Origin of the sequence: Bradyrhizobium sp. NAS80.1 (genome assembly GCF_001908205.1) — a bacterium.
Taxonomy (GTDB): Bacteria; Pseudomonadota; Alphaproteobacteria; order Rhizobiales; family Xanthobacteraceae; genus Bradyrhizobium.
The window spans coordinates 47423-54064 of record NZ_LGHL01000142.1 but is presented as its reverse complement, the minus strand read 5'-3'; the positions used below and the strand labels follow the sequence as shown (position 1 = coordinate 54064).

Sequence of the window (6642 nt, the reverse complement as noted above, 5' to 3'; positions counted from 1 at the left end):
TGCAACTGTTCAGGTTGATAGATGGAACGGGCGGGAGACCGAGCCGGCTCACGGCGTCAAGCGCCAAGGACCCAACGGCTTCCCGCCCACCCTATCCTGACAGACTTCCAAGACACAGGGACCCAGGAGGAAAATTCCTTGTAGCATGGGCCCCGGCTCTGCAGCGCATCGTCGAAGAGACGCTGCGCTGCGTCGGGGCACGAGGCATTTCCTACTCCGCCGCCTGCCGCGGTGCACGTGCAAGGCGCACCAGCGCGTCGTCGTCCACCGTCTTGATCGGCGCGAAGTCGCGATGCGCGATGTACTCCGGCCGCGTCGGGGTGCGGATGTAGTTCGAGACCGCGTTCAGCGTCAGGTACACGATCTTGCGCGGATAGGGCGTGATGTTGCCGGCCGAGCCGTGCACGAGATTGCCGTGGAACATCAACATGCCCCCGGGCTTGCCGGTCGGCGCCACGATGCCGCCCTGCTTGACGAGGCGCGTCACCGTGTCCTCGTCCAGCGTCCACAGCGGATAGGACGTGGTGGCAAGGTCATGCGAGGCTTCGAGATCGCCGGCATTCTGGCTGCGCGGCACCAGCATCAGCGGACCGTTGATCGGCATCACCTCGTCGAGGAAGATCGCGATGTTCATTGCGCGCGGCTCCGGCATGCCATCGTCGCGCTTCCAGGTGCCGTAATCCTGGTGCCACTGCCAGACGTCGCCGGTGAAGGCCGATTTCGCGTTGATCTTGAACTGATGCATGTAGACCGGCTCGCCGAACACCTGCTCGACCGGCTCGATCATGCGCGGATGTGCGCCGAGGATGCCGAAGGCCTTGTTGTAGAGATGCGCGGCAAACGCCGTGCGTGGTGCGCCGCTCTTCTCGCGCCAGACCTCGGGCCGGTTGGCGTCATAAATGCCGACCGCCTCCCGCGCGAGGAAGTCCACCTCCTCCTGGCTGAACAGTTCGGGCAGGAACAGCCAGCCCTCGCGGTGGAAGAACTCCAATTGCTCCTGAGACAGTTTCAAGGGTCGTCCTCCTGTTGTTTGTTATTGTCATTCCGGGGCGATGCGCAGCATCGAACCTGGAATCCATTTATCCGCAGTCTCTGTGGTCCGATGGATTCTCTGATGCGCAATTGCGCATCATAGTTCACGCTACGCGTCGCCCCGGAATGACGGCGCGAATAGCTACGCCGCCGCCTCTTCCGTCGCCCTCAATCTCTCCTCAGTCATCCGTCCCGCCGTCTGCGCATGCGCCAATGCCGCGCTTTCGGCTGCCTTTGCGTCACCTGCCAGGATGTGGCCCGCAATCGTCGCATGCTCGGCCCAGGCGCTGTCGCGATAATCGAGCTCCGACAGCACCGTCGCCATCGAGCGGCGCATATGCGGCCATTGCGGCGCGATCGTTTCCTCGATCACGGGATTGCCGGCGAGCTGATAGATCGCGCGGTGAAAGTCGACATCGAGCACGATGAGCTCGGCAAGCGATGTCTTGCGGTCGATGCGGCGTCCGGCGGCGAGCGCTGCGTCGAGCCGCGCACGTCCGGCCGCGTCGCTTGCGGCGCGCATCGCGGCGAGCCTGGCGGCGAGCGCGTCGATGGCCCCGCGCACTTCGTAGAGCTGGCGGATGCGGGAGGGGTCGAGCTGGGTGACTTCAAAGCCGCGACGGCCGCTCTCGGCGACGAGCCCCTGCCGGTGCAACAGATGCAGTGCATGCGACACCGGCTGGCGTGACACGCCGAGCTTGTCGGCGAGCTCGTTCTGCCGGATGCGCTGGCCGGGCTGCAGCGTGCGATCGGAGATCGCCTCCAGGATCCGTGCGTAGACCTGGTCGATCAGGTTCGGGAGCGGATCGAGAGGGATCACGCCGGCAGCTCCGGAGGATGAGTAAGGAATACGGAATTCTGTATTCGAAGGTATCGCGGGAGGGGGAGGGCGTCAAGATATGCTTCGAGAGCGGCTCAAGCGGCCTTTTGAGCTGCTCTAAGTCGTTGATATTGCTAGGCCCCATCTACTGTGCATGGGGTTGTTATCGCCAAAATGGCTTGGCCTGCGCCGGACGTCCTACTTCTTCTTCCCCTGCTCGATCAGCATACGGGTCATCAGATAGAGCCGCGGCACGATCGAGCTGGTGTCGATGAATTCGTCGCGCGCGTGATAGCCGAAGCCGGCGAGGCCAAAGCTCTCGACCACGATCGCCTTGCCGCTGCGGTTGGCGTAGCCGGCGTCGGTGGCACCGCCGGTCATCTCGACGATGTCGAGCTTGCGGTCGATCTCGGCATAAATCGCCTGCCCCTCCTGCGCCAGCGCGCGGCCGCGATCGCTGGCGACGAATGGCGGGCGTCCCGCCGTGATCGTCACCGTGGTTTCGGTGTCGGTAACGAGCTTCTCTTTCAGCTTCGCGTCGAGCGCTGCCTGCAGTTTGGCGATGCCATCGGGAATGGTGAGGCGGATGTCGGCGCCGGCCTCGGCCTTTTCCGGGATCTGGTTGCGCACCATGCCAGCTTTCGCCGTGGTCCAGTTGAGCTGTGTGCCCGGGATAGACTTGGCGACGTCCCCGGTTTGGACCAATTGGTGCGCGAGCTCGATCAGCGCATTGCGGCCGAGATCGGGCGCGACGCCCGCATGCGATGCGCGGCCCTTCACCTCCATCTTCGCGGTCGCGGTGCCGCTCGCCCCCAGCAGCAGCGAGTCGTTCTTCGCCGGCGGCGAGGCCGCCGTCGGCTCGCAGGAGAGCACGACGTCATGCTGGTCGGCGAGCTCTGCGATGATCTCGCCCGATCCGATCGAGCCGACTTCCTCATCCGGGTTGAACGAGACGGTAAGCTTCGCATAGTCCTTCCAGCCCGCGTCCTTCAGGATCTTGAGCGCGTGCAGCACCACGGCGATGCCGCCCTTGTCGTCGGCGATGCCTGGTCCAAAAATCTTCGTGCCATCGACATGATACGGGTCGGTCGAGAGGATGCCGCGCTGATAGACCGTGTCCATATGCGCGATCAGCATCAGCTTGCGGGTGCCCGTGCCCTGGAACGTGGCGATCACCATTTCGGCGCGTGTACCCGCGGTGGTCTTGCGCCGCTCGGTGGTGGCGCCGAGCGCCTTCAGCCGTGCTTCCGTGAAGTCGGCCATCTTCTTCAGCCCTTCGGCATCGCCGCTGCCGCTTTCGATCAGCACCATGTCGTGCAGCGTCTCGATCAGCGGTGCCTTCTCCTGCTCGGCGGCGGCCTTCAGCTGTTCGTCGGGGGCCGCAAGTGCGGTCGTGCTGCCGGCGGCGAGGCCGAGCAGGGACAAAGCGAGCAGGGAAATGAAGCGGGCTGTCATTGAAGCATCCTTTCGCGTCTCGAGCGCCGGCACTGCGCGCGATTGGACAGAAGTGTAGCATCGGGACGGTCCGGATGCCACGCTGCCCCTAGCGCTCCAGCACCTCCACATCGAGCGTCGCAATCCGCTCGGCATCGGCCGTGGCCTCGATCGCTGCGATGCGCTCGCCTTTGAAGGTGATACGCAGCGCGATGCGCAGATGTCCGCCGAGGATGACCGCGACGCCCATCTCGCCATCGACCAGCGCAGTCCGTGCAGCCTGGGCGCGGCCCTTGTAGAGCTGCGCGACCGCATCCACGCCACGGATCTCCGGCAGCGTGCCAAGCCGCACCGCGGCCTGGTCGGCGCGGAACACGACATCCGGATCGAGCACGGCCAGCAGGCCCTCGAAATTGCCGTTGCGCGAGGCTTTGAGGAAGGCATCGACGATCTTGCGCTGGCGCGACCGATCCGCCTCGGGCACCGGCGCGCCCTGCACGCGGCGCCGCGCTCGGCTCGCAAGCTGGCGCGAGGCGTCGACCGAGCGGCCGACGATCGGCGCGATCTCCTCGAACGGCACCGCGAACATATCGTGCAGCACGAAGGCGAGCCGCTCCGCCGGCTGCAATGTCTCCAGCACGACGAGCAGAGCCGCGCCGACGGAATCGGCCATCTCCGCCTCGCGCTCCTGTGTCTCATCGACGGGCTCCGGCAAATGCGGGCCCATCGGATCCTCGCGGCGCGACTTTCGGGCGCGCAGCATGTCGAGGCAGATGCGTGCGACCACGGTGGTCAGCCAGCCCCGCAGGTTCGCGACGTCAGACGTATCGCTCCGGCTGAGCCGCAGCCAGGCCTCCTGCACCGCGTCGTCAACCTCGCCGCGCGAGCCCAGCATCCTGAACGCAACGGCGCGCAGATGGTCCCGGTTGGCCTCGAACTGCCGGGTGAGAAAATTTTCTTCAAAGTTTTTTTTGGGTCATCGGTCACATTCCCTCATCGCGATCCGTCATGCCCATGACGAAGCCAATCCGGCCGATGTGACCGGAACCTTCGAAATTCGAGAAACGGAGACGCAAGATGATGCACGCACGCATGAATCACCCGGTCATGGTTCTTCCTGAGGCCATGAATCACCTTCAGTCGCTTGGCAACCTGACCAAGCAGGGCCTTCCGGAAAAGCTCCTGGAACTGGTGCACCTGCGCGCAAGCCAGATCAATGGCTGCAGCGTCTGTGTCGATATGCATCCCAAGATCGCCCGTAAGCTAGGTGAGACCGATGAGCGCCTGTTCGCCGTGTCAGCCTGGCGCGAGGCGCCCTATTTCACTGATGCCGAGCGCGCCGCGCTGGCGCTCACCGAAGCCGTCACGCGCCTTGCGGATCGCGAAGATCCGGTGCCGGATGCGATCTGGAACGAGGCGGCCAAGTATTTCGACGAACGCGAGCTCGCATCCCTGATCCTCTCAATCGCGGCGATCAACGTCTGGAACCGTCTCAACGCGGCGATCAAGATGCCGGTCGGCGTGTGGAAGGTGTGAGGAATGTGAGGTGAGCACCGGTCGTGCACTCCCTCGCCCCGCTTGCGGGGAGAGGGTGAGGTGAGGGGGAGTCTCCACAGGGACGGTGACAGCTGGACTCGCGGAAGCTCCCCCTCACCCGGATCGCATCTTGCGATGCGATCCGGCCTCTCCCCGCACGCGGGGAGAGGCGAGGAGCTCGCCTACTCCGCCAGAAACCTGTTCACCACCTCGCCGAACTCCAGCGGCGCCTGCTCGAACATCCAGTGGCCGGCATTGGGGATCACCACCGTCTTGCTGCCTGCGATGTGCTCGGCCAGCACGCGCCATATCGCCGACAGGCTGCCGGTGGTGGCGCCGCCGCCGATCAGAAGCGTCGGCGTCCTGATCGCCTGCGCGTCCGCGAGCGTATAGGGTCTGCGCTGCTCGTTGATCTGGCCGATGAAGGTGAGCGCATTGTCGCGCAATTGCTGCTTGGCCGCTGCCGGCACGCGTCGCCACGAGCCGTCGCCCTCGATGCCCTCGTAGAAGTTCTGCAGCGCGCCCTCGATGTCGCCGGCATGGATCATCTCGACCGAGCGCGCGGTGCGTGCGCCCAGCGGCGGATGCGCGGGCGTGCCTGCCGGCAGCGGCAGGCTGGCATCGAGATCGCCACCGGGCTCGGCCAGCAACAGCTTGCGCAATAGATCGGGCCGCGCCTGGGCGACGCGAAACGCGATGTGGCCGCCGCGCGAATGTCCCATCAGGTCGACCGGTGCGGGCATGACCTGCTCCAGGAAGGTGATCATGTCGGCGACGTGCTGGGCCATCTTGTAATCGTCGCCGACGGCATCCCAATGTTCAGGGAAGAAATGTCGCAGGCTCACCGAGATCACGCGATGGGATTTCGACAGAGGCCCGAGCACCGGATACCAGGTGCGGAAATCGCCGAGCGTGCCATGCACGCAGATCAGCGGCCGGCCGTCTCCGACTTCGAGATAGGCCATGTCGTAACCGTTGACGCGAAAGCTCTGCATGGTCAGCTCGCCAGGAAATCCAATACCACTTCGGAATATTTCTGCGGCGCCTGCTCGAACATCGGGTGCGTCGCGTTCGGGATGATCGCCGTCTTGGAGTAGGGGACGTGCGCGGCGAGCGCATGCAGCACCTTCGGCAGCAGGCCCTTGGTCCGCGCGCCCAGGATGAACAGCGTCGGCATCTTGACCGACTCCGCATCCGCCTTCGAGAAGGGCGGGCGATTGTCGCGAACCTGGCCGATCAGGGTGTAGGCGTTGTCGCGCAGATTCTGCTTCACCATCGCCGGCAGCCGCGGCCAGGTGCCGGCCCCTTCCAGCGTGTCCACGAAGACGGCGAGGCCGCCGTCGACATCGCCGGCCGCGATCTTCTCGGCCGAAGCGGTGAAGTGCGCCAGCAGCGGCGAGGGGCCGCCGGCATAATCGGGATCGAGGCTCGCATCGAGCTCGCCCCCTGGCTCGGCCAGGATCAGCCGCCGCAACAGCTCCGGCCGCCGCTGGGCCACGCGGAAACAGATGTGGCCGCCCCGGGAATGGCCCATCAGGTCGACCGGGCCGAGATCGAGTTTCTCGATGAAGGCGATGACGTCATCGACATGCTGGGCGATGGAGTAGGTGTCGCCGACACCGTCCCAGCGGTCGGGGAAGAAGTGCCGCAAGCTGACGGGGATCACCCGGTGCCGCTGCGTCAGCGGCCCGAGCACGCAGCCCCAGACGCGGAAGTCGGACAGCGAGCCGTGCACGCAGACCAGCGGCGGGCCGCCTTTGGCTTCGCCCACGTCGAGATAGGGCATGTCGAATCCGTTGACGTGGAGGCTTTGCATTCTG

Annotated in this window: 6 protein-coding genes and 1 pseudogene; 1 reads left to right on the top strand and 6 read right to left on the bottom strand. The window is 65.3% G+C overall.

Annotated features, from left to right (window positions below):
• Nucleotides 1–211: 211 nt before the first annotated feature.
• The 4 genes and pseudogenes from AC629_RS30060 to AC629_RS30045 all read right to left on the bottom strand — a co-directional run.
• Nucleotides 212–1012, bottom strand: coding sequence for a phytanoyl-CoA dioxygenase family protein (locus AC629_RS30060; RefSeq protein ID WP_084808467.1), 801 nt, complete (start codon nucleotides 1010–1012; stop codon nucleotides 212–214).
• Nucleotides 1013–1174: 162 nt separating this feature from the next.
• Nucleotides 1175–1852, bottom strand: a complete 678-nt coding sequence (locus AC629_RS30055; RefSeq protein WP_084808466.1) for a GntR family transcriptional regulator — start codon at nucleotides 1850–1852, stop codon at nucleotides 1175–1177.
• 198 nt (nucleotides 1853–2050) lie between these two features.
• On the bottom strand, nucleotides 2051–3307 hold the full coding sequence (locus tag AC629_RS30050; RefSeq protein WP_084808470.1) for a M20/M25/M40 family metallo-hydrolase: 1257 nt from the start codon (nucleotides 3305–3307) through the stop codon (nucleotides 2051–2053).
• An 88-nt stretch (nucleotides 3308–3395) separates the two neighbouring features.
• Nucleotides 3396–4247 (bottom strand): annotated as a pseudogene (locus AC629_RS30045) (sigma-70 family RNA polymerase sigma factor); the annotation flags it as partial.
• Nucleotides 4248–4366: 119 nt separating this feature from the next.
• Here AC629_RS30045 and AC629_RS30040 point away from each other — a divergent pair.
• The gene (locus tag AC629_RS30040; protein WP_084808464.1) at nucleotides 4367–4822 is read left to right on the top strand and encodes a carboxymuconolactone decarboxylase family protein; all 456 of its coding nucleotides are present in this window, start codon (nucleotides 4367–4369) and stop codon (nucleotides 4820–4822) included.
• 182 nt (nucleotides 4823–5004) lie between these two features.
• On the opposite strand, the gene AC629_RS30035 is transcribed toward AC629_RS30040, so the two are convergent.
• Nucleotides 5005–5817 (bottom strand): alpha/beta fold hydrolase, encoded by an 813-nt coding sequence (locus AC629_RS30035; RefSeq protein ID WP_084808463.1) that lies wholly within the window; start codon nucleotides 5815–5817, stop codon nucleotides 5005–5007.
• Nucleotides 5818–5819: 2 nt separating this feature from the next.
• Entirely contained in the window at nucleotides 5820–6638 is an 819-nt protein-coding gene (locus tag AC629_RS30030) for an alpha/beta fold hydrolase (RefSeq protein WP_084808462.1), read from the bottom strand.
• Between the last annotated feature and the right edge of the window lie 4 nt (nucleotides 6639–6642).